General features: G+C 42.0%; 21 protein-coding genes and 1 tRNA gene. 11 read left to right on the top strand and 11 right to left on the bottom strand.

Going from position 1 to position 21,431, the window contains the following annotated elements; all coding sequences use genetic code 11:
• Window position 1 precedes the first annotated feature (1 nt).
• Complete coding sequence (locus AC3WVG_RS07750; RefSeq protein ID WP_488797594.1) at window positions 2-100, top strand: RHS repeat-associated core domain-containing protein; 99 nt, start codon at window positions 2-4, stop codon at window positions 98-100.
• Window positions 101-187: 87 nt separating this feature from the next.
• On the opposite strand, the gene AC3WVG_RS07755 is transcribed toward AC3WVG_RS07750, so the two are convergent.
• From AC3WVG_RS07755 to AC3WVG_RS07765, 3 genes are all read right to left on the bottom strand, one after another.
• Window positions 188-1,864, bottom strand: coding sequence for a CorA family divalent cation transporter (locus AC3WVG_RS07755; RefSeq protein WP_488797576.1), 1,677 nt, complete (start codon window positions 1,862-1,864; stop codon window positions 188-190).
• A gap of 141 nt (window positions 1,865-2,005) precedes the next feature.
• Window positions 2,006-2,401 carry a secondary thiamine-phosphate synthase enzyme YjbQ gene (locus AC3WVG_RS07760; RefSeq protein WP_488797577.1) on the bottom strand — a complete coding sequence of 132 codons (396 nt, stop codon included), beginning with the start codon at window positions 2,399-2,401 and terminating at the stop codon, window positions 2,006-2,008.
• Window positions 2,402-2,432: 31 nt separating this feature from the next.
• Window positions 2,433-3,683, bottom strand: a complete 1,251-nt coding sequence (locus AC3WVG_RS07765; protein ID WP_488797578.1) for a M48 family metallopeptidase — start codon at window positions 3,681-3,683, stop codon at window positions 2,433-2,435.
• A 122-nt stretch (window positions 3,684-3,805) separates the two neighbouring features.
• Here AC3WVG_RS07765 and AC3WVG_RS07770 point away from each other — a divergent pair, with 122 nt between their 5' ends.
• The gene (locus tag AC3WVG_RS07770; protein ID WP_488797579.1) at window positions 3,806-4,555 is read left to right on the top strand and encodes a Mut7-C RNAse domain-containing protein; all 750 of its coding nucleotides are present in this window, start codon (window positions 3,806-3,808) and stop codon (window positions 4,553-4,555) included.
• A gap of 93 nt (window positions 4,556-4,648) precedes the next feature.
• Here AC3WVG_RS07770 and AC3WVG_RS07775 read toward each other — a convergent pair whose 3' ends face one another.
• The 6 genes from AC3WVG_RS07775 to AC3WVG_RS07800 all read right to left on the bottom strand — a co-directional run bounded on the left by AC3WVG_RS07775 (window position 4,649) and on the right by AC3WVG_RS07800 (window position 9,532).
• On the bottom strand, window positions 4,649-6,169 hold the full coding sequence (locus AC3WVG_RS07775) for an MBL fold metallo-hydrolase (protein ID WP_488797580.1): 1,521 nt from the start codon (window positions 6,167-6,169) through the stop codon (window positions 4,649-4,651).
• Window positions 6,170-6,315: 146 nt separating this feature from the next.
• Window positions 6,316-6,678, bottom strand: coding sequence for a TSUP family transporter (locus tag AC3WVG_RS07780; protein ID WP_488797581.1), 363 nt, complete (start codon window positions 6,676-6,678; stop codon window positions 6,316-6,318).
• A gap of 79 nt (window positions 6,679-6,757) precedes the next feature.
• Window positions 6,758-7,453: an aspartate/glutamate racemase family protein gene (locus tag AC3WVG_RS07785; RefSeq protein ID WP_488797582.1), complete on the bottom strand. Its 696-nt coding sequence runs from the start codon at window positions 7,451-7,453 to the stop codon at window positions 6,758-6,760.
• Window positions 7,454-7,626: 173 nt separating this feature from the next.
• Window positions 7,627-8,082: a methyltransferase family protein gene (locus AC3WVG_RS07790; protein WP_488797583.1), complete on the bottom strand. Its 456-nt coding sequence runs from the start codon at window positions 8,080-8,082 to the stop codon at window positions 7,627-7,629.
• A gap of 76 nt (window positions 8,083-8,158) precedes the next feature.
• Complete coding sequence (locus AC3WVG_RS07795; RefSeq protein ID WP_488797584.1) at window positions 8,159-8,656, bottom strand: GNAT family N-acetyltransferase; 498 nt, start codon at window positions 8,654-8,656, stop codon at window positions 8,159-8,161.
• A 222-nt stretch (window positions 8,657-8,878) separates the two neighbouring features.
• Complete coding sequence (locus tag AC3WVG_RS07800) at window positions 8,879-9,532, bottom strand: hypothetical protein (RefSeq protein WP_488797585.1); 654 nt, start codon at window positions 9,530-9,532, stop codon at window positions 8,879-8,881.
• Between the two features lie 967 nt (window positions 9,533-10,499).
• Between AC3WVG_RS07800 and AC3WVG_RS07805 the strand changes: the two genes are divergently transcribed.
• The 9 genes from AC3WVG_RS07805 to AC3WVG_RS07845 all read left to right on the top strand — a co-directional run bounded on the left by AC3WVG_RS07805 (window position 10,500) and on the right by AC3WVG_RS07845 (window position 18,399).
• Window positions 10,500-10,574 (top strand) — tRNA-Val (locus AC3WVG_RS07805).
• Between the two features lie 59 nt (window positions 10,575-10,633).
• Window positions 10,634-12,574 (top strand): threonine--tRNA ligase, encoded by a 1,941-nt coding sequence (gene thrS / locus AC3WVG_RS07810; RefSeq protein ID WP_488797586.1) that lies wholly within the window; start codon window positions 10,634-10,636, stop codon window positions 12,572-12,574.
• Window positions 12,558-13,088 (top strand): translation initiation factor IF-3, encoded by a 531-nt coding sequence (gene infC / locus AC3WVG_RS07815; protein ID WP_488797595.1) that lies wholly within the window; start codon window positions 12,558-12,560, stop codon window positions 13,086-13,088. The genes thrS and infC overlap by 17 nt, the downstream gene beginning before the upstream one ends.
• Before the next feature lie 69 nt (window positions 13,089-13,157).
• On the top strand, window positions 13,158-13,358 hold the full coding sequence (rpmI, locus tag AC3WVG_RS07820) for a 50S ribosomal protein L35 (RefSeq protein ID WP_488797587.1): 201 nt from the start codon (window positions 13,158-13,160) through the stop codon (window positions 13,356-13,358).
• 25 nt (window positions 13,359-13,383) lie between these two features.
• Window positions 13,384-13,737 (top strand): 50S ribosomal protein L20, encoded by a 354-nt coding sequence (gene rplT / locus AC3WVG_RS07825; RefSeq protein WP_488797588.1) that lies wholly within the window; start codon window positions 13,384-13,386, stop codon window positions 13,735-13,737.
• Window positions 13,737-14,786, top strand: coding sequence for a phenylalanine--tRNA ligase subunit alpha (gene pheS, locus AC3WVG_RS07830; RefSeq protein WP_488797589.1), 1,050 nt, complete (start codon window positions 13,737-13,739; stop codon window positions 14,784-14,786). The genes rplT and pheS overlap by 1 nt, the downstream gene beginning before the upstream one ends.
• 285 nt (window positions 14,787-15,071) lie before the next feature.
• Complete coding sequence (gene pheT, locus AC3WVG_RS07835; protein WP_488797590.1) at window positions 15,072-17,465, top strand: phenylalanine--tRNA ligase subunit beta; 2,394 nt, start codon at window positions 15,072-15,074, stop codon at window positions 17,463-17,465.
• A 166-nt stretch (window positions 17,466-17,631) separates the two neighbouring features.
• Window positions 17,632-17,955: a MerR family transcriptional regulator gene (locus tag AC3WVG_RS07840; protein WP_252379999.1), complete on the top strand. Its 324-nt coding sequence runs from the start codon at window positions 17,632-17,634 to the stop codon at window positions 17,953-17,955.
• Window positions 17,956-18,147: 192 nt separating this feature from the next.
• Window positions 18,148-18,399 (top strand): helix-turn-helix domain-containing protein, encoded by a 252-nt coding sequence (locus AC3WVG_RS07845; RefSeq protein WP_488797591.1) that lies wholly within the window; start codon window positions 18,148-18,150, stop codon window positions 18,397-18,399.
• A 66-nt stretch (window positions 18,400-18,465) separates the two neighbouring features.
• On the opposite strand, the gene AC3WVG_RS07850 is transcribed toward AC3WVG_RS07845, so the two are convergent.
• Window positions 18,466-20,091 carry a methyl-accepting chemotaxis protein gene (locus AC3WVG_RS07850; RefSeq protein ID WP_488797592.1) on the bottom strand — a complete coding sequence of 542 codons (1,626 nt, stop codon included), beginning with the start codon at window positions 20,089-20,091 and terminating at the stop codon, window positions 18,466-18,468.
• A 1,083-nt stretch (window positions 20,092-21,174) separates the two neighbouring features.
• The coding region (locus AC3WVG_RS07855; protein WP_488797593.1) for a hypothetical protein at window positions 21,175-21,431 on the bottom strand (257 nt) is incomplete at its 5' end.

Genomic DNA, 21,431 nt, shown 5'->3' on the forward strand with positions numbered 1-21,431 from the left:
CATCTCCAAAGACCCGATTGGGTTTGCCGGTGGCGATGTTAATCTGTATGGGTATGTCTTAAATAACCCGCTGAACTGGGCGGATCCTTTTAAGGATTAACTAAATAATTATATATCATATATGGTATTGCTTCAATATTTGCTAGGGTTGTGAATTATTTTTGCAAGCTGCGTCACTTTCGGTTGTCTAGCTTTTGCGGGAAGTTATTTTTTTTAACATATCTTTTCCAATAATTTTTATAAATTTTAATGTAATATAGTCTGATATATTGCCTGTGCCTTTGTTGAATTGTTTCAGCATGGAATGCATTATCGCGTATGCAAGCCACGACATAGCACAAAATATTACAATACTGAAAAAATATTGAAAACTACTGTTGCGAAACAACCAGGTCAAACCATGTTCCATAAAATACAGGTTGATGCCAAAAATACCTGTGACAACAGTTAAGGGCAAGAAAACTGCACCCAGTGCTGTTAAGGTATTCATTTTCTGGTTTTCCAGGCGATCCTGTGTCAGGCTGACGTATTCGTAAAGTTCTTTTATTTCTCCCTGGAGCTCTTTTAAGCCGTCTTTTAGGTCCATATTTTTTACAGCCATATCATACATCTCTATGCCCTGGTCCTGAGGAGTGATTTCTGTAAACCAGAGTAGGTTGATGAAGCTGATGTATGCCGCATGAAGCTCAGATACTTTCTCTGATACTTCTTTTATTTCCGGTTCATCTCTGTTTTTATCCTTGTTTGCTTGCAGATTTTTTAATTTGTGTATCTCATGACTAATTTTTGCCACACGGTCTGAAAACCTGAGCAAGCTGGCGCGTTGGGTTAGAAGGATGGCGGCCATTTGGGCATAGTGCCTGCGCATATGCTCTCGAATTACATTGTAACGAAAGTCTGATCTGGGACTCAGGCAAACGAGACTTGTACGGCTAAGACCATAAAAGGTCCCTTCTGATTCGGTTATCCATCGTGTGTAGGTGCTTTCAGTTAGAATTTTTTTGCGTAATTTTTCGTTGGGACAGGTTACAGATTGGCCGTCTGAGAAAATAAATCTAAACCATTTATCAGAAGTTTCATACGCCAGGTCACCGTCCTTTGTGGGTTTCACCAGTTCCCGGGCCAGAGAATCAGAGCCGTGCCAGCAGACCACGAACATGCGGTCATCAATAACAGGCTCATAAATCATCTTGCCTTCGTCTTTTTCTTTTGGATTGGTTGTAAAATCGTTGCCTAGCAATTTTTGGATATAGCTAGCTGTTACCAGGTGGTCTTTCTGAAATTCATCTTCTGAAAAGTTTTCAATGACAGGGTCTTCTCCGAGGCCAAAATCTACTTCTATTTTATCTGCCAGGAAGGCTTTTTTTGTACATTTTATGCCACCATCTTCTTCTTTACCCAGAAATTGTGGATAAATGCGTCTGCCATAATCGTTAATTTTGATTATGTCGTCAAAGTTGTGGTAATCATGATTTTCCAGTTCCAGTGCTAAAATCCCAACCTGGGTTTCAACGATGCGCAGGCTGATTTTTTTGATTTTAAGTTCATAGATTTCCTGTTTATTATCTTTATTATTAATATAGATTTTAAAGACAGGATTTTCTCCCAGGGGATAGTTGAAATATTTCATAACACCATTTTGGTCCTGGAGGTTGGCCCGATCAAAGATCACGTCCCGCACAAAAGTATGAAAATAAAAAAATTCGCTGTACCTTGCATTGTTATCTTGCGGTGAAAATCCTTTTCTTTCCCATCTATTCTTTAGCAGGCTGTCTTCTACCTTCTCCAGGAAGGAGGCAGAGTTGGCGTCAATTGTAAACGGAAACATAAAAATATGATGAGAGATAACATTTTTTTCGGCCATTAGATTTTCACCTCCTCCAGTAGCTCTTTATCCTGAGCGGTAACTCCTTAGAGTAGCTCGATCAGGCCTTCTGGACTTTTCAATTTCCTCATTTGCGGCGCATATCTTTCATCGCCTTATATGGTCACGGCCATTCATTCGCTAGCATCCGCACCATTTAACCCACACTTTGCGGGATCTTGGACCGTCGAACTCGGCGAAAAAGATTTTTTGCCAAGTGCCTAAACAGAGTTTTCCATCCTCTACTATGACCTGCGCGGACGGGCCCATGAGACTGGTCTTGATATGGGCATCACTGTTGCCCTCCAAATGATGGTAGTCTCCACTGTGAGGGATCAGTTTGCGCAAGGTGACGATTATGTCTCGTACCACGGAAGGATCGGCCCCTTCATTGATTGTTATTCCCGCGGTGGTATGTGGACTATAGATGGTCAAGACTCCGTTTGTGTAACCCTTGGCTTTCACAAGCCCGGCAATTTCCGCGGTAATGTCTTTTAACTCTTCCCTGGTGTTGGTTTTGACATAAATGATGTCCATTTTTTTCTCTCCTTTTTTGAGCTTTTAGTCTCTAAAGCCTTCCAGCCTCTTTACCTTTTAAAGCTTGTATTCTTTGCAGTACAGGTGGATGTGTGTAGTTAAAAAATACATATAAAGGGTGGGGAGTAAGATTGGATAGATTGGATTTGGACAATTTTTTTAAGGCGAAGATTAAATCCTCCGGCGATGTATTTCGAGCTGCAAAGGCATCAGCCTGGAATTCGTGTTTTCTAGAGATAAAGTTTGCCAAAAGGCCTAGAACAAGGGAGATTGGGGGATAGATAAGAGCAAAGGAAAAAATAGCCGCGTAAGTTGAGTGCTGGGAAAAGCCAATGGCCTGGGTTAGCTGTTCATTGTGTATAAAGAGGTTCAAAATAAAAAAGGTCAAGCCTGTCTGGAGAAAAAACATGACCAAGTTTCTGTGGATATGCTTGTTTTTGAAATGTCCTATTTCGTGGGCTAAAATGGCTAGAATCTCTTCATGGCTGTGATTATTTAGTAAAGTATCAAACAGGGCAATGCGTTTATACTTTCCAAAGCCTGTAAAAAAGGCATTGGCCTTAGTTGAACGTTTAGAGCCGTCCATGATATGGATGCCTTTTAAGTTAAACCCGCATCTTTTGGCCAGGGCTAATATCTTTTCTTTTAGTTCCTCGTCCTCAATAGGGGTGAACTTGTTGAAAAGTGGTAAAATAAATGTTGGGGCCAGATACTGGATGATGAGCATTAAACAGATAGTGGTCAGCCAGCAAAAAAGCCAGGCCCAGGTGGTTAGCTTTTGAAAGAATACGAGAATGGGCCAGAGAAGAAGGCTGCCCAAAATGATGGTAAGGACATAAGCCTTGATTTTGTCCTGGATAAACAAGGACGGGGTTACTTTATTAAAGCCGAATTTTTCTTCCAGGCCAAAAATTTTGTACAGATCGAAAGGAAGGCTCAAGACATCGGCTATGATGAAAATTAGCCCGAAAAATAAAAGCCCTGTTAAAGGCTCGGACAGCTCAAAAGAGCGCACAAAGGTATCAAGTTTATTAAATGTGCCGGAGAGAATAACCAAGAGCGTTAAGGCGAGGAAGAAAAAAGATTCGATAAGTTCTAATTTTGTCGTGGCCTTGGTGTAGGCTTGGGAACGAGCATAGAGTTCCGGATCAAAAATATCTTTAAATTCGGAAGGGAGGCTTGGGTCAAGGCTTTTTAAGTTTAGATAGTTAAGATAGGCATTCAAAATGAAATGCCCAAGGAGTATAAAAATGATTAGAAGAAGATAAAACCCTACTGACATCTGCCCTCCAGATTATTTTTTTATTAACTGTTATTATGTCTATCTGCAAATAACAATTAATAACAGTTGAAAGTTGAACAAAAAACATAAACCGATTTAAGGTAGTGCACAAGGGGTATAAAGTGCCAGAACACATTCACCTGTTTTTTGATCAAGCGCTTGCTTTTTTTTTAAAGAGGTCCGGAACAGAGGTTAACTATCTTTTAGATCGCCGCGCATCCATCAAGGACATTATCGAGGCGTTAGGTGTTCCGCATACCGAAGTAGGTAAACTGTCCCTTGATCAGGAAGAGATAAATTTTGATTATCTCCCGGAAGGAGGAGAAAAGATCTATGTTTTAGCCCATACTCCTCCTGTTGATGTGACCCGCCCTACTAAATTAAGGCCTGTTCCCTTGCCGGAAGTCAAGTTTATTGTGGATGGCAATATAGGCAAACTGGCCATGCTTTTGCGCATGATGGGCATGGACACACTGTTTGAGCCGAGACTTAGAGATGAAGAGATTGCTCTTTTGGCCCATAAGGATGGACGTATAGTTCTCTCTAGAGATAGGGGGCTCTTAAAAAGAAAAAATATAGTCTATGGACGTTTGGTGCAAGCGCTTGATCCGGATAGTCAGTTAAAAGAGGTCGTTCATTTTTTTGGACTAAAACCAAAGAGGCTGTTTTCCCGTTGCCTCAGGTGCAATGAGCTTTTGCAGCCCATTGCCAAGGAGAAAATCCTGCATCTTTTGGAGCCAAGGACTAAAAAATATTTTTACAAGTTTTACCACTGTCCGGGGTGCTATAAAATCTACTGGCAGGGCTCACATTGGGACAAGATGAAAGATAGGCTGGAGAAGATTGGGATAGAGGTTGAGGATAATTCATAAGTTTATCCTGTTTTTTGTGGTTGTTTCATGGTCAGAGATCTTACTAAGAGGCCATGTTTATTTCCAATCATTTTGCAAGGGGTTGAATCCAGCCTAACAGTTGTGGGTATAGTGTTCTATCGGATATTCAGCCGGAACTACCAGCGCGGAACCGTCTTCCGCAAGCGATGAAACTGCACCGTGACCACCGCAGATAAGACATCTTCTGCCGGAAGGTCGTAGCTCCTTGTCCACCTCTTTGGCGATTTCCAAAAGGGCCATCCTCTCCTTGCGTGCGGTATCACTGTCTACATTTACTGAGGTCATCAGGATCGTGGCCAGAGTGGCGTATTTTTTCCGTTCTTCAGTGAAGCTATCAAAATTAATTAGACTGTCTCCAGTAAAAAGCAGACCGTGTTTTCGGCACAAATAAAAGACATGACCGAATGTATGACCTCCAAGGCTCTCCAGCACCTCAAACTCCAAAGGCCCTACTGAAAAACGTTGGATTACCGGAAAAATATTTTGAAGATCCAGTACTTGGGTTGGAAATATCTCTCGCCTTGTCGGCGGAGTAAAATTGGAAAAGAGGGTAATCAATTTAGTATATACTTCCTCCAGAATGGAAGATTCTATTTTGGAACCATAGGCCCTGTTGGTTCTGTCTATGACCTCTGAAGACCCCTGGTGCATGTGGGTTGGAGTGGAAAAAAAGCCACCTGCGCCGGAGTGGTCCGCGTCTGCGTGTGTTATGTATATGTGTTTGAGCTTGCTTAGATCACCAAGGCCATATCTCTGGAGCATGGTTGTCACATCAGGGTGATAGATGCCAAATCCAGTGTCTATCATGGCCATCTCGTCCCCTGCGCTGATTATAAAGATATTTCCGCCGCAGGGGAGCTGGAAGCAGAAAAGCTGGACATCATCGAGGAGCTGAATCCTTTGGACATCCGCATAGAATCCTGCTCCCGTAGTATCCCGCAGGCTTCTTCCCGTGGCCAGGATGCTGTCGAAAACTTTATGAGGATCCTGTCTAAGGTTGGTGAGTTCTTGCACTATGTGGTTAATATCGTAGATGAGCTTGAGCAGAAATGTATCTTCAGCCTCACCGATAATTTCCCGCAGCTCCTGGGCGAACTTGAGGTAAAAGACCGTATTGTCAAGTTGTTTACCCCTGGGATCGTATTCCAGGATTTCAATACGATAACGGTTTTTAAGGTCATTTAGTAACCTGTCAATTACCTTGCTGTTCTTTATGGTTAGGGCCACAGTGACTCTGTCCGGATGCTTGCCCTTTTCGTCAAAGTCCAGAAAGGCGATATTGGCTTTACTCGAGGTGGTATGGTTCAGAAATTCAACAAGTGCCCCCGGCCTGTTAGGCAGAAAGATATTGAACTTTAGAAACCCGATAGGCTCCAGTGATTCTTGCAAATAACCGATTTTGTGAAGCTCAGAGCGAATGTTCTCGACAGCCTCTTGACTGTATACCGTTATTTCGAAAAAGGCAGTGTGGGGGTCAATGCGATCATCAAAGTGGATGCGGCTGATGTTGCCCTCATATTTGTGAATGATCTTTGCGGCCCGTTGCAAGGCTCCGGGCCTATTGGGCATGCGGGCGATGAAGCGAAGTTTCATAATCCTACCTTTGTAAAATCCATGATGAGTTATTTTGTCCAAGCCGTTTGTAATGCGTTCAAGAAACCAAGCCTTTCACTTAGCGAGTAAAATAAGGTTTGGCCACAGACTCTTTAGGGGGCTTGGTATAAAATTTGGTAGGCATTTTATTTTTTTACGAAAAGATATGCTGCCAGGCAAAAGAGAATGAGGGCAAAGACTTTCTTGAAATTCGCAGTGGAGATGTGCTCAACCAGCCGCGCCCCGATTTGTGCACCAATGATTCCTCCAATACCAAGGACAACGCCTAGTTTATAATCAACATTAGCCAGTTTATTGTGTGCAATCAGGGCTGAGATTGAGATGATAAGGATACCAAGGAACGATGTGCCCACTGCCTTTTGTGCAGAATAGCCAAGGAAGAGTAACAGTGGAACCATCAGAAAACCGCCTCCTAATCCGGTAAACGAGGCTCCGATTCCTACCAGAATTCCACTGACAAGCATAACCAATATTTGGACATTAATCATTACGCATCCTTTTTTGAATAAGTTATAACAGACCGCGGGCATTCTTGTGCGTCTGGTTGCCGGATGAGCTCTTTTTCGTTTATTCTCCGAGGCAATATCGTACGATGCTGTCAATATGGATAGCGGTTGTGTTTAGAAAAGGAATCCCATATTTGTCTTTATCGAGGATCATAGGAAGCTCGGTGCAGCCAAGGATCAAGGCATCTATCGAGTCTTTGTCTATCATCTTTTTGACAATGGATAAGAGCTCATCTCTGGTCGAGTTTTTTATGATACCTAGTTCAATTTCAGACATGAGTTTGTAGTGGATGAATTGCTGATCTTCTTCTTTGGGAACAACTACTGACATGCCCCTATCATGAAACGGCTTCTTGAAAAAGTCAGATTGCATGGTGAATTTTGTGCCCATGAGCCCTAGTTTCTTTAGCCCCAGGCTTTGAGCTGTTCGGCATGTTTCCTCGACGATGCTCAGTATTGGTATTGGCGATCTCGGTTTTACCCTGTCAAAGACTATATGCGGGGTGTTCGACCCGATTACGGCGAAGTCCGCACCTGCACTATAAAGGGAATTTATCATCCCGGCCAGCCAGTCTGTCAGCTTCTCCCATTCCTTGGCTTCGATCAACTCCATAAGTTTGGTTATGTTTGCACTGTATATTATCATTTCAGGAGAGGCCAAACCTCCCCGCTGCTTTTGGAAAGCAGTGATAATTCCTTTATAGTAGTCAATGGTTGATTCCGGCCCTAGCCCACCTATAATTCCAATTTTTTTCATACAATACCTCCTCATGATTCCTGTCTCAGGTTTTAGTAAATTCAAGCAATAAACATAACAATAATTTCTGCTTGATTGCTAGACAAGTGGCCTTCAAGCTCAGTTTGAGGAATGGAAATGATATTGGACAATATGGATTGAAAAATTAAATATCATAGCCTGAACATAGAGATTTACAATTTGGGAAATGGAAATATTTGATTTACTTTTTTGCAATATTCAGCAAACCTTTCTCCAAAGGTTTCTTTAAGAAAATCTTCTTCTTTTGTAATAAAAATTTTAAAAAGAATATAGGAGATAATTGTTGAAACAAGACTATACCCGTTATTAATAATAATCGAGATCCCGGGAAGAATGAAAAAAATATGGCCACAGTAGATGGGATTTCTGGTTAATGAATAAAGCCCTTCCGTCATCAATGTGTTCGAATCGCGTGCTTTTTTGATTTGATATGCTCCCAGTACGACAAATAGTGCGCCAAGGGAGCATAAGATTCCGCCCAAAAAGATAGTTAAAAAGCCTTGTTGAAACAAGGGAATACTATACGGTATTTGGGCTGTAATGATGAGAGCCAAATAGCCTGGGATAATAATTACAGGGCCAACACCCCAAAAGGATTGTTTTTTCATAATCTTGAGCTTAGCTGGTCGGGGAAAAGTTGTCAGGCTTTCTCAGGTCCGGTTTGAAGTGTTTAGATAAGGTTCCTTAATTATGATAGGTAAAAAGCTCTAAATTATGCGTTAGAGTCAGTTCCATGAAAACAGCGTCTTCAATCGGATTATATTGATAGGAAGGGATCTCTCTAAAACCAAGAGATTCGTATAGCATCCTGGCCTTTTCCATTGACGGAACCGTATTTAAGCGCATGCGTTTGTAACCAATTCCCCGAGCTTCTTTAATAATACGTTTTGCAAGGGCTCTTCCAACACCTAAGCCTCGAAACTGTGCTTTGACATATAGCCTTTTCATCTCACATATATCATCTGTCAAGTTTTTTAGCGCCACGCATCCGGCTACCCGCCATTGACGTGTGGCAATCAGCAAACGGCCTTCTGGCGTAGCATAGTGGCCAGGAAGATTGGCTAACTCCTCTTTAAAGTCCTGAAAATCTAGTTCGAAACCTAATGTGGACGAATATTCATCAAAAAGTCTTCGAATTTCCTTAAGATTTTCGCCTTTAGTGGCATTAATGATTTGAATCATGGGTTCTTCTTCTGAGGTTCCTAGTTTGATTTTAAATTCGCCTGCCCCAAAATCCTCCAATTTATGAAAGCTTATATTTTAACCGCAGACGCACGCAGATGGACGCAGGCAAGTGCGCCCGGCGACTTGCCGGTCGCAATGCATTTCAGAAACCAAGACTTTCAATCAGCGGGTAAGAATAGGGTTTGGCCACAGGCTCTTAATCCTATTGGTTAGGGAACTTTATGGTTCGTAAGTCGTCCCAAAAATAGAGTAGTCAATCAGCACGTTATTGCTCAGATCTGGAACATCATCACGCTTTCTCTCTCCGTGGGGGTAATGTTCAAATCGATTAAATGACTGATAAACTAACCCCACCTGGTCGTCTTTGTTCTCTATCATCGTATTTGCAATTAAGCCAAACACGTACTTTGCAATAGCAACTCCAGCTGCAGCAGCAGGGTTTGCTGCAGCGCTGGCCAGAGCTAAAATGTTGTCCACGAAACCATCGAATTCTGGTGTCTTAATCACATTATCTATTTTCCGTCCGAGATTGTTTACATCCTCATCAATTTCAAAAATCATTAGAGACCAGTTGAACGATACAGGTATCTTTTGTGCGGTATACAGCGCATAACCTGTGTCGCCGAATGTCATTTGATGATCGTCTCTTACGTTGTCCAGTTGCATTAAGACCTTTGAACTCAAAACCGATTGGGCAGCGACTTTGATCAGTTGTTTTTTTCGCTCCGGATCTGTTGTGCGCAGCAGGTCATCCAGCACGGGAAGATTTACGTCTTCACCGGTGATGAAACTTAGTATCTTCAGCTCGCCAGGGCCCCACTCACGGTTGTTCAGAATTTTTAATTTGTTGAGTCTAAAGACGAAGAATTCCATTATTTGCCCCTCCTTTAATGCCGCAATCTCTTTATTTTTTGCTTGGATTATTTTCCGTAGTTCTTTATTGTAGTCGAACTTGACGGTTAAAATAACTATCAAGATGGCAGTTAATCCGTATACAAATCCAGCGAGCGCATTGAATTTGAAACCTTTAACTTCAATTGATGAGTTTGGCCATTCCCATTATCTATCACATATAGCCAACGCACCAAGGCTGCAATCATTGTATTGCACAAGAGCTCACATGAAAATGTATAGGAAGACATAGGGCGCTTACTCGGCCCGATATACTAATTTTTTAATTGATTAATATAAATTTATATATCTATAAAGTATAAAATTAAAATAACATTAACACAATTTTGTATCAAGAAAAAAATGAAAAAAATAGACTTTTGACAATTTTAAATTATGATTACAAAGACTAACTTTATTAAAAACATATATCATTTTAAATGGTTAATGAAAATTTAGTCTTTCCCTAAAAATTTGGTTAGCCTAAGAAATAAATTTTAGTTGAGCTTATCTATTCTATATAAAAATAATTGTTTTCCCTTTTCTTGTTTATATTTAGCAAAATTTTGTCATAAAGTAATCAAACCTGTGCAGATGGTCTGTGCAATGATAATAATTCAGAATCTGGCGGCAATCAGGGGAAAAACTCTACTAAGGAATCCCATATCCACTGACCATCCTACCTAGTCAATCACTCACCTACTCAACTACTCAACCCAAGTGCACCCATCGGATGCACTCAGCTCTTGTTTGACACGAAACCATTGAATAGTGTAACTTTGTTCGAGAGCTGAGCAGAAGTTTTAAGATTTCCCTTTCCATCAGTGAGCTATAAAATTGACCAGACAAGCTTTTGCAGGCTCATCATTGTCCCTAATAGCTCGAAAAATTTTGAATAGATTTCTTGACAATACTCGCCTGGCTCTGCTAGGGGTCTTCTACTTTTTGTAGGCGCGTAGCTCAGGGGGAGAGCACTTGCTTGACGCGCAAGGGGTCAGGAGTTCAAATCTCCTCGCGCCTACCACCAATGAAATTATTTAGGGAGGCCTTAAGCCTCCCTAATCTGTTTATAGGCAGGAAAAAATGGTCAAGATAATTGGCGTGCAGGAAGATGTTCAGGTCGAGTCCGGCCAGACCTTTGCAGATGTTTTAAAAGCTAGTTTGTCCAACAAAAAAAGAAAGCAGGTAGTGGCCTGCAAATGTGATGGGCAGCTTTTTGATTTAACCCGTCGGGTTCCGGAAGATTGTGCAGAGATAGAGCCTATCTATATAGACTCCTCGGAAGGTCTGGAAATTTTGCGCCACAGTGCCGCCCATATTATGGCCGAGGCTGTTAAAGATTTGTTCCCTACGGCCAAGGTGACCATTGGCCCTAGCATTGAAAACGGTTTTTACTACGATTTTGATTATGAGCGCCCCTTTACTCCGGAGGATCTGGAAAAGATAGAGGCCCGGATGCAAGAGAGCGTGGCCAAAAACCTTCCTTTTGAGCGCGAAGAATTGTCCAGGGAAGAGGCCAAGAAGCTTTTTCTTGGCATGAATGAGACCTACAAGTTAGAGATCCTGGATGAACTTTCAGATGCCAGGGTGACTATTTATCGGCATGGCGATTTTGTCGATCTTTGTCGCGGCCCGCACATTCCTTCTACTGGCTATTTAAAAGCTTTTAAGTTAACGTCTGTTGCTGGGGCTTATTGGCGAGGCGATGAGAATAAGCCCATGCTGCAGAGAATTTATGGTACTGCCTTTGCGAGCCCAAAAGAGTTAAAAAAATATTTGAATCAGTTAGAAGAGGCCAAGAAGCGTGATCACAGGAAGCTTGGTCCTCAACTGGATCTTTTCAGCTTTTCTGAAGAGGCTGGTCCCGGAATGCCTATTTTTCATCCCAAAGGGGCATTAATACGGGCTATTTTGGAGGATTTTGAGCGTAAAGAGCATCTAAAACGAGGTTATGAGATTGTTCAGGGGCCACAGCTTTTAAGGCGTGAGTTGTGGGAAAGGTCTGGTCATTACGATAATTATCGGGAGAATATGTATTTTACCGAGATTGACGACCAGGTCTATGGAATCAAACCCATGAACTGCTTGGCCCACATGCTTATTTATAAGTCCAGGATGCGCAGTTATCGGGACCTGCCCGTGCGTTATTTTGAATTAGGTACTGTTCATCGCCATGAAAAATCAGGTGTTTTGCATGGGCTACTTCGTGTGCGCCAGTTTACCCAGGACGATGCACACATTATTTGCCGCCCGGATCAGCTCCAGGACGAAATAACCGGAGTCTTGCAATTTGTGCAGGATATCATGCGGTTATTTGATTTTGAATATGAGATGGAAATTAGTACCAGGCCGGAAAAGTCCATTGGCTCTGATGAAGATTGGGACCGCGCGACCAAGGCTTTAACCCAGGCACTCGATTCACTCGGTTTAAAATATGATATTTGTCCGGGCGATGGCGCATTCTATGGTCCAAAAATTGATGTAAAACTAAAAGATGCCCTGGGGCGAAAATGGCAGTGCGCCACAATACAATGCGATTTTACATTGCCTGAGCGTTTTGACCTGGTCTATATTGGCGAGGATGGTCAGAGGCATCGGCCGGTGATGCTGCACAGGGTTGTTTTAGGAGCGATTGAGCGCTTTTTAGGTGTGCTTATTGAACATTACGCCGGTGCATTTCCTACCTGGTTGGCTCCTGTACAGGCCAGGATTCTGACCATTACCGATGCTCACAAGCCGTATGCGGAAAAATGTTATAAGGATTTGCGCAAGGCCGGGATAAGAGTGGAGTTGGATACGCGCAATGAAAAGTTAGGATATAAGGTGCGTGAAGCTCAGATGGAAAAGATCCCTTATATGCTTATTGTGGGCGAGAAAGAAATAGAGCAATCTAGTGTCAATGTTCGCTTGCGCGGAGGGAAAAATTTGGGCATGAAGACACTTCAAGAAGTGGTTGACCTAATTATAGAAGATATGGATGAACCGTTTAAAAAGGGAGGAATGAGCTATAGATACCTCTATTAAGGCTCGACGGAATAGGCAGATCAGGGCCAAAGAAGTTAGGGTGATTAATGTTGATGGGCAGCAGCTTGGTATCATGGATATTGCCCAGGCTTTGCAACATGCTCAGGCAATGGGGCTTGACTTGGTTGAGGTTGCGCCTAATGCTAATCCGCCGGTATGCCGGATAATGGACTATGGTAAATTCCAGTATCAGCAGCAAAAAAAGCAACAGGAAGCCAAGAAGAAACAGACCAAGATCCAACTCAAGGAAATAAAAGTTCGCCCCAAGACGGATGAAAACGATTTGCAGACCAAGGTCCGGCATATTCGCAGGTTTATCGAAAAGGGTGACAGGTGCAAGGTAACTGTTTTTTTTCGCGGCAGGGAATTGGCCCATAAGGATCGCGGCTTAGAAATTTTAAAGAAGATAGTTGAAATGCTCTCCGACATTGCTAAGGTTGAGCAGCAGCCAAAGTTTGAGGGTCGGACAATGAACTTGATCCTCTCTCCGATTGCTGGAAAGAAAAAAGGTTAGCCGATTTTTTTGTTAAATTTAATAAGACATTAAGCTTTCAGTTTTGAGCTTTTTAATAGGGAGGATAACATGCCTAAGATCAAGACAAACAGAAGTGCGGCCAAGCGCTTTTCTCTGACTGGTTCCGGAAAGGTTAGAAGAAGAAGACAAAATTTAAGGCATATTTTGACCAAGAAGAATGCCAAGAGAAAAAGAAGATTGGGCCAGCCTGCACTTGTAGACAGTGCCAACATTAAGCAGGTTAAAAAGTTGTTGCCTAATTCATTTTAGTTTTATTTTTTAGGAGGAGAAAGCAATGCGTGTAAAAAGAGGAAAAACTGCCCACAGGAGGCATAAAAAATATTTGAAGATGGCCAAGGGCTATCGCGGTGCAAGGAGCAAGTTGTACCGTACCGCCCGTGAGACAGTGGAAAGAGCCCTTTGTTATGCTTACAGAGACAGGAAACAGAGAAAAAGGGATTTTCGCAAGTTGTGGATTGTTCGTATTAATGCCGCTGCTAGAGAGTATGGTCTCTCATATAGCCGGTTCATGCACGGTTTAAACGAGGCTGGAGTGGCTGTTAACAGAAAGGTCCTTGCGGACATGGCTGTTAATGAAAAGGCTGCTTTTGCCAAACTTGCGGAAATGGTAAAAGCTAGGGCAAATTGATGATATCAGTTAAAGATATAATTCAGGATTTAGAAGGCCTGATCCAGGAGCTTGAGCAAAGCCTGGGTCAGGCTTCTTCTTTCCAGGAGTTGGAGAAGATCAGGGTTGAGTACCTGGGGCGAAAGGGTCGTCTTGCTCAGGTAATGTCCCGCTTGCCTGAACTGTCCAAAGAAGATCGCCCCCAGGCCGGGAAAAAGGCCAATGAAATAAAGAATAAGCTGCACGAACTTTTCGAAGAGAAAAAAGAGTCTCTTGAAGAGCAAAAGAATCGCCTGGATTTGGCCACGTTTGATCCAACCATTCCGGGCCGAAATCCGGATGTAGGTTCCCTTCACCCAATAACCAGGGTAATAGAAGATATCTGCTCGGTCTTTATACAGCTTGGTTTTGATGTGGTCTCCGGACCGGAAGTAGAGAACGATTTTTACAATTTCGAAGCCCTGAACATTCCGCCTGAACATCCTGCCCGGGATATGCAGGACACCCTGTATATCACAGATAAAATTTTGTTACGTACCCATACATCACCTTTGCAGATCCGCACCATGCTTAAACGCAAGCCACCGGTTGCAGCCGTGGCTCCGGGCAAGGTATATCGTCGAGACTCTGACTTAACACACACACCAATGTTCCACCAGATAGAAGGTTTTCTGGTTGATACTCAGGTGAGTATGGCCGACCTCAGAGGGACATTAACCGCCTTCTTGCACCGAATTTTTGGGCCCAAGACCAGGGTACGTTTCCGCCCAAGCTTTTTTCCTTTTACCGAGCCCAGCGCAGAAGTAGATATCAGTTGTGTAATGTGTGGTGGTGAGGGGAAAATAGATGGCCAGACCTGTCGAGTTTGTAAAGAAACAGGCTGGGTGGAGATCTTAGGCTGCGGAATGATTGATCCGGCAGTATTTGCAATGGTGGATTACGATACTGAAAAATATAGTGGTTTTGCCTTTGGACTTGGTGTGGAACGGATAGCCATGCTCAAATACGGTATTGGCGATCTGCGCATGTTTTTTGAAAATGATATTCGTTTCTTGCAGCAATTTGTTTAACATTTATTGAGTGTTAAGTTTTACCGTGAAAGTACCTTAGGTTAACGTCACCCTGAGCGTCAGAGAAGGGTCTCTGAGTTCCTACGCTTTACTCAGGACAGGCCTTCACTTCGCTGAGATTCTTCGCTTCGCTCAGAATGACGATGGAAGTTTAAGTGTAATATTTTCTATATTTTCAGAATTAAAGTTAAATTTCCGATCATTAATAAAACTTCAACCTTACAACTTAACACTCAATACTTAATATTCTTAATATTTAATATATACTTAAAAACAGAGGAGTCCATGCTTTTAAGTTTAAATTGGTTGCGCGAATTTACCCCTTATGAAGGCTCTATAGAAGAACTGGCCGAGAGACTGACCATGCTCGGTCTTGAAGTTGAAGAGATAATCGAGCCTTTTGCACACCTGGCCGGGGTCGTAGTCGGTCATGTACTGGAATGTGTTCCACATCCTAATTCAGATCATTTGTCTTTGTGTCGGGTCGATGTAGGGGAGCAGGTTTTACCCATTGTTTGTGGCGCGCCAAATGTAGCAAAGGGTCAGAAGGTCCCGGTGGCCCTGGTAGGGACAACCATGCCTGCCGGGTTTAAGATTAAAAAGGCCAAGATTCGAGGAGAGGTTTCGGAAGGGATGATCTGTTCGGAAACCGAACTTGAGCTTGGCACTGATGCATCCGGTATCATGGTCCTTGATGACGGGCTAAAGCCAGGCACACCTCTGGTTCAGGCCTTAGGGCTTGATGAATGTGTTTTTGACATTGGCGTTACTCCCAACCGGGCAGATTGTTTAAGTGTTCTGGGACTGGCCAGGGAGGTAGCCACTGCTTTTGATTTGCCATTAAACCTTCCCAAGTTCGAGCTTGAGGAAGATGCCGATCTGGATTGCACCAGGGAAGTTGAGATAATTATAGATGACCCTGATCTTTGCCCTCTTTATCAGGCCAGGATTCTGACTGGTTGTCAGATAAAGCAGAGCCCCGCCTGGATGCGTTACAGGCTGATGGCTGTTGGCATAAGACCCATCAATAATATTGTTGACGTGACCAATTACGTGCTCATGGAGTTGGGTCAGCCTCAGCATGCTTTTGATCGGGAGCTTCTAGCCGGGAAAACCATTCGAGTGGCAAGAGCAAAACAAGGCATGGAAATTGTGACCTTGGATGATCAGGTTCGCAAACTGGAAGACTCTGACCTGCTCATCTGGGACTCAGAAAAGCCGGTGGGTTTAGCAGGAATTATGGGCGGAGCCAATAGTGAAATCAATGAGAAAAGCTCAGAAGTCCTGCTTGAGTGCGCGATTTTTAACCCCCCGACAATCAGAAAGACCGCACGCCGGTTAGGTATTAGTTCCGAGGCTTCTTTCCGTTATGAACGGGGAGTGGATCAGGTAGGTTCAGCCTTTGCCCTGGACAGGGCAACTTATTTAATGGCTACCCTCTCCGGGGGCAAAGTTGCAAAAGGTGTAGCCAAAGCCGAGCCCAGGCCATTTGTTAGCTGCCAGATAGATTTTAGACCAAAGCGGGCTAGTGAATATCTAGCCTTGGATATAGATGAAGCCTTTTGTGCCAAAACCCTGTCCAAACTCGGCTGTGTGGTCGAGGAAAACGGGTCTAAATGGAAGGTTATTCCTCCCAGCTACCGTCTGGACCTTGAAAGGGAAGTGGATCTTATTGAAGAAGTGGGCCGGGTTTATGGTCTAGACAAGATCCCTGCCCACCTGCCCAGGGTTAGCAAGTCCTTGGATGAAGAACATATCGACCGTGATTATGCCTTCACTTTAAAGGTCAAGAAGTGGGCCTTGGGGCTGGGTCTGCAGGAGGCCATAAACTACAGCTTTGTTGGTACACAGGACCTGGATCTTTTGGGTATTGCCGAGGAAGGCCGCGTTTTAATCTGCAACCCCCTGACTGAAGAGCAAAATGTCATGCGGCCGGATCTTTTGCCGGGTCTTTTACAAACTTTAAAAGTAAACATAGGTCAGGGCCATAAGCGTCTGAGACTTTTTGAGATTGCCCATACCTTTATCCAGGACAAGGAAAGTGATACCAAGACAAGAGAAAATAACCGCTTGGGCATTCTTCTTTATGGGCAAAGACATGCACCTCATTGGCCGTTTAAAGATGAAGAAGTCGATTATACCGATATAAAGGGGTTGGCAGACCACTTTTTGTTTGCCTTTAGATCTCCTACAGCCGAGTTTAAGCTTGTAGAGGATCATCCTTACTTAAGCCCTTGCGTGACTTGTGAAGTTGATTCCGTGGCAATAGGTTTTCTGGGTCGGCTGAAGCCGGAGCTTGCTAAGGCTTACAAGGCCAAAAGTGCTGTCTGGTATGCTGATTTTGATTTGGATTTAATGCAGAAAATCTATCATGGCCAGGTGATTAAATTTAAGAACATTCCCAAGTTTCCGGTAGTCCGCCGCGATATGACCATAGTTGCTCCTTTAGACCTTCAGTACGGTCGCATTCTGGAAGTCATTAAACAACTGAAATTGTCGATTTTGGAGGATGTGACCCTGATTGATATTTATCAGCCTGAAGGAGCAAAAGAAAAGAATGTTACCTTACGTTTTACCTATCGCCATCCGGAAAAGACTTTAAAAGATAAAGAAGTGAACAAAGTACAGCAAAAAGTTGCACAATTTGTACTGGATAATTTGGATGTGCGTTTTCCTTAAAGAAGTAAGCACTTCACAGGTAGTCCCTGTACTGACGAGACAAGTTCAGTAGTTTTTTTAGCTGGAATTAATATGAGGCGGACCTTCGGGTCCGCCTTGTTGTTTTAGGGGAATGAGTTTATAGTCTGTTTAAACAAGCAGGTATAGGGCTACGAGTTACTAAGCAATGGCGGGCAAAAAGGAAAAGTTATATAAGATTGGTCAGGCAGCTAAGATGCTCGGCCTGGAAAGTTATGTCCTCAGGTTTTGGGAGAAGGAATTCCCCCAGCTTAAACCTTTGCGCACGTCAAAAGGGCAGAGGCTTTATACTGAAGAACACATTAAGTTAATAAAAAAAATCAAGACCCTCCTTTATGAAGACAGGCTGACCATTGAAGGGGCCAAGATGCGGTTGGAAGAACAGGAGCGCTGGTCAGGCCTTCTGTTGGAAATCAAAAAAGAATTGGAGGAGATAAGGCATCTACTTGGTCAGGACGCGAGAAGTGGCTAAAATTGGCTACACTTTGGTTGAGTAGTTGAGTAGGAAAGTGGTTGAGTAAGTAGGATGGTCAAAGGAGAAGATTACCTTCGTGGTCTCACTCCTCAACACCATTTTGAGACTTACTAATTAAATGTGAGGTTTCAAGACATTCGCTACACTTTTAGCTGCTGGTTTTGACTTTTATATGGATATAATAATCGTATGAAAGAATCAGTCAAAAAGATAAAACAGAGGAAAAAATGGATTGACCATTATGAACAATGTCAGTCCGTTTCTTTAACATGCAGAAAATTCGATATCCCCAGATCTACCTCTTATCGCTGGTATAAACGCTATCAGGGGCCTGGTTCTGATGGCCTTGCGGATCTGTCCCAGAAACCACGCAACCTAACTATTAAATTTTTGGTAAAACAGCAATTTGAGCCTTGTTTTTTGAAATTGACAGGAAAATAACTGGAAAAAATTGGAAGCTAATTTGTCTCATATGTGTCGAAACCACACAGGATGCACCCGACGCGATTAGCCTAAAAATTTCTTCATGATCTCTTTAAGTTCATACGCAATCTGGTAAACTTTATTTGCTTTTTCTTTGACTTCACTGGCTCTTTGAGCTGTTTCTCGTCCAGTATCTGTTATATCTTCACTCATAACAACAAATTCTTGAACCTTTTCTGACACTTTTTGAGCATTTACGCTGATTTCATTAGTTGCGGCTGATTGTTCTTCAACAGCAGTAGCTACATTGGTGGCCAGCTCACTGACTTGTTCAGTAACTTGATACATCTTATTGGCTGCTTCACCAACGAAAGCACTGTTTTTTTGCAAGTCCTTAACCATCTCAGTTATTTCGACAACAGCATCTCCTGTCTGTTTAGCTAGCTCTTTCACTTCATTAGCTACCACGGCAAAACCCTTCCCGGCATCTCCTGCTCTTGCTGCTTCAATGGTTGCATTGAGTGCTAAAAGATTAGTCTGCTCTGCAATGTTTCCAATTAAAACGATAACTTCACCGATTTTATTGGCTGCTTTAATTAAATTGTCGATAGTTTGTTTGGTATTTACAGCTTCTTGTTGAGCTCCATTCGCAGTTTCTCTTACTGACTTGGTATTTTGTGATATATCATAAATTGTAGTGGTCATTTCTTCTATTGCGGCTGCAACGCTATTGATTTCTTCGCCAGTTAACTGGGCAATATTTTTTATTCCCTCGGCTTTATTTTGAGTGTCGGAAGATACCCTGTCTATATCATTAGAAACCTGATTCATTTCGTTACTGGCAGAAACTAAATGATCAGCTTGTTGTTGAATATCAGCAATTAGTTGTTTGGATTTTGTTGCCATTTCTTGAGTTTTAGCTATCAGGTTCTTCAATTTCGTTGTCATCTCCTGAAGATGAATTAATAGTTTGCCGATTTCTGTTTTATTATTTATGTCAAAGTGAATATCAAAATCACCATCTGCTACTTTATTAAATATAGTAGTTATCTTTTTAAAACCATTATTAATAGATTTAATAATAAAAAAAGCAGTTATAATTGCAAAAAATATTGATATAGCTATAGTAGAAGACATAATAAGTTTGGCTTTGGCATAGTCTTTAGACGCATTGTCATTTCTAATTTTTGCTCTATTGACACCGTAATCCATTAAATCGTTTATAGCCTTTCTGGCTATACGAAATTTTTCTAAAGCCTTACCTAAGACAATCTCTTTAGCCTTTTCCTTCTCTCCTTTACTGCTCAATGGAAGTGCTGTATCTTCTATAATCTTTAAATATTCGTTAAAATTACTTTCAAAATTATCGAGTAGCAACTTTTCTTTTTCTGATAGTCTGGTCTTTCTATATTCTGCTAATTGTTTATAAATTCGATTTTTCTGCTCTTTGATTTGATTTGACAAATCTTCCATCTCTGGCATGGACACACTTATAATATGTGCCAAAACATCACCCCTGATTCTATAACTTGCTGACTTAACGTCATCTAAACCTTCTAAAGGAACTAACTCCTGGGTATACATATCAGTAGTTCTTCTGTTTATTTCCTTCATAAAATATAATCCCATTAATCCTTGGCAACAGACCAACAAAACAATAATGGCAAAAGATAGTATCAATTGAGTGCTAATTTTTAAATGCTTTATCATATTATAACTCCATTAAAACTTGCTAGATTACTATTTTACAGATTTTTTAGGTATTTATAAAAATTTTGCTAAAGTTTTTGTAAGGTTTTGTCAATTCTTATGTATGAATAATCGCTTCTGACACTATTTAAAAAAGAGTATTCCAAGGTAATCCAAATCTCAAATTTTTTCTCCTTGCTCTAATACTTATTTTCGACTTTTTATCGTGTCCACATAGACTCAGAGCTATCATCTTAAATTTCAAAATATTTTTCAGGACCATGTGTACTGTTTCTGACAATTCAAACAGAAAAAGTGTTAGTTTGAGATACTTTCTTGGTTCCTTTTTCTATGTTGTGTTATTGCCCTAACCTAGCTGCGACTCATAATTCTATGGGTTAAAAAGTAAGTTTTGTGCTTAATACGGATAAGATAATAAACACTATGCGAACATTACATAGTTGTCTTGGCTGGCATTCTGGCAAGAGAAACCAGTTAGAATGTAAGAAGAATAAATCCCTGTCCAGGCACAGATACTCTCCAAATTTGGATACAAAGTGGAGAGTGGGGTCTTACAAGAAAGATTTATGTAATATCTTAATATTACAAATTATTTTGGTTAAAATTACCTAAAATTGGGGAAAGACTTGGGTGTCTCATCATAATTTAAGGATTTGGCGATAACGGACTTAACATGGGTGTATCCGGTGTTTGCACAGGCACAAAAATTGTTGCCTCTTGAAGTAAATTCTTTTCTAATCTAAGTTGAAAGATTTTTAATTGAGTTTTATATTAAATGTATGGAATAAAAGTAGATTTTGAACCAGCGATTTTCACCAATGGGTGAGATTGCCACGGGCAGCGAAGCTGCCCTCGCAATGACAACGCCTCTGTCATTGCGAGCTTAAGCAAAGTGGAGCGAAGCAATCTCAAAGTTTGAACTGCAAAAAAATCGCTCAATTTAGGTCTAATTAAAAAACAATCTCTCACCCGCTCACTTCGTTCGCTTGGGGTATTTACGCTGTTAAATGCTGAATGCCAGCCCAGCTTAGCTGGATTTAACAGGGTAGGGCGGTCTCAGTGCTACCTGTCGGATACGCCCACTTACCTTTGACTTAGCTTTTTGATCTCCTGGGCATAGGCCTTTTTGAGCTGTTCCAGAAAGTTGCGTTCAATTTTATCCCCCCGGTTTTCAACTTCCAGGTAACGTTTAGGGATTTTTACCTGTTCCGGCTCAAAGCCGGTTTTTATTTTTAATGCCCACATGGATGCTACAAATCGTTTGTATAAAAATTTTGGCTCTTCGACGTTTACTGTGGAATTTCTGTTTGGAGTAGAGCCTGAATTGGGGCTGCAATGAG

The sequence above is a fragment of the Desulfovulcanus sp. genome (assembly GCF_982781345.1).

Excerpts from the sequence above, each read along its gene's own strand:
- AC3WVG_RS07775 (WP_488797580.1), bottom strand. The coding sequence starts at position 6,169 with ATGAAACTTCGCTTCATCGCCCGCATGCCCAATAGGCCCGGAGCCTTG.
- AC3WVG_RS07780 (WP_488797581.1), bottom strand. The coding sequence starts at position 6,678 with ATGATTAATGTCCAAATATTGGTTATGCTTGTCAGTGGAATTCTGGTA.
- AC3WVG_RS07765 (WP_488797578.1), bottom strand. The coding sequence starts at position 3,683 with ATGTCAGTAGGGTTTTATCTTCTTCTAATCATTTTTATACTCCTTGGG.
- thrS (WP_488797586.1), top strand. The coding sequence starts at position 10,634 with ATGGTCAAGATAATTGGCGTGCAGGAAGATGTTCAGGTCGAGTCCGGC.
- AC3WVG_RS07785 (WP_488797582.1), bottom strand. The coding sequence starts at position 7,453 with ATGAAAAAAATTGGAATTATAGGTGGGCTAGGGCCGGAATCAACCATT.
- AC3WVG_RS07800 (WP_488797585.1), bottom strand. The coding sequence starts at position 9,532 with ATGGAATTCTTCGTCTTTAGACTCAACAAATTAAAAATTCTGAACAAC.
- AC3WVG_RS07845 (WP_488797591.1), top strand. The coding sequence starts at position 18,148 with ATGAAAGAATCAGTCAAAAAGATAAAACAGAGGAAAAAATGGATTGAC.
- pheS (WP_488797589.1), top strand. The coding sequence starts at position 13,737 with ATGATATCAGTTAAAGATATAATTCAGGATTTAGAAGGCCTGATCCAG.
- rplT (WP_488797588.1), top strand. The coding sequence starts at position 13,384 with ATGCGTGTAAAAAGAGGAAAAACTGCCCACAGGAGGCATAAAAAATAT.
- pheT (WP_488797590.1), top strand. The coding sequence starts at position 15,072 with ATGCTTTTAAGTTTAAATTGGTTGCGCGAATTTACCCCTTATGAAGGC.
- AC3WVG_RS07790 (WP_488797583.1), bottom strand. The coding sequence starts at position 8,082 with ATGAAAAAACAATCCTTTTGGGGTGTTGGCCCTGTAATTATTATCCCA.
- AC3WVG_RS07755 (WP_488797576.1), bottom strand. The coding sequence starts at position 1,864 with ATGGCCGAAAAAAATGTTATCTCTCATCATATTTTTATGTTTCCGTTT.
- rpmI (WP_488797587.1), top strand. The coding sequence starts at position 13,158 with ATGCCTAAGATCAAGACAAACAGAAGTGCGGCCAAGCGCTTTTCTCTG.
- AC3WVG_RS07840 (WP_252379999.1), top strand. The coding sequence starts at position 17,632 with ATGGCGGGCAAAAAGGAAAAGTTATATAAGATTGGTCAGGCAGCTAAG.
- AC3WVG_RS07760 (WP_488797577.1), bottom strand. The coding sequence starts at position 2,401 with ATGGACATCATTTATGTCAAAACCAACACCAGGGAAGAGTTAAAAGAC.
- AC3WVG_RS07795 (WP_488797584.1), bottom strand. The coding sequence starts at position 8,656 with ATGATTCAAATCATTAATGCCACTAAAGGCGAAAATCTTAAGGAAATT.
- AC3WVG_RS07850 (WP_488797592.1), bottom strand. The coding sequence starts at position 20,091 with ATGATAAAGCATTTAAAAATTAGCACTCAATTGATACTATCTTTTGCC.